This is a genomic window from Neorhizobium fuzhouense (assembly GCF_042611105.1).
Classification (GTDB): Bacteria; Pseudomonadota; Alphaproteobacteria; order Rhizobiales; family Rhizobiaceae; genus Neorhizobium; species Neorhizobium galegae_A.
In genome coordinates this window covers 185980-186406 of sequence record NZ_JBHFFP010000004.1, presented here as the reverse complement: position 1 = coordinate 186406, position 427 = coordinate 185980, and the positions used below count along the sequence as shown (strand labels likewise).

Here is a 427-nt window from a genome sequence, read left to right as displayed (position 1 = left end):
CATTCAGCGGCGCGATAGCCCGAACGGCAAGCGTTACGTTCACCGCGCAAAGGATGGCGCGATCGAACAGGCCTACGGTTTTGATCTTTCACCGCTTATGGTGCGCGCAGCCGAACTTGCCCTCCTGGCCCAGGATATCGCCGCCGAACGCCAGCGCCTGCGCCGCGCCAAAGAGGAACTCACCATCTGCCGTCGCGATGTGCGCAAGCTCATCACCGCAGCGATGGAGGAGGGCGCTGCCGGCAATTGGGAGCGGATCGAGAGCCATTATATCGCGCTTGTGTCGAGGCTGCCGCGCCGCGCCGACCTCAAAACCATCACCACAATCCTGGACGAGATGGCTTTGTTGCGTGAAGAGGTGCTCAACCATCTGGAACTTCAGCTAAAAACACAAAAAACAGGCGCCAGTGACAACCATTCTGGCTAT

Annotated in this window: 1 protein-coding gene; it reads left to right on the top strand. The window is 59.3% G+C overall.

Going from position 1 to position 427, the window contains the following annotated elements:
* Nucleotide 1: 1 nt before the first annotated feature.
* On the top strand, nucleotides 2–427 hold a 426-nt coding region (gene repC / locus ACEXP3_RS09585), incomplete at its 3' end, for a plasmid replication protein RepC (RefSeq protein WP_377297050.1).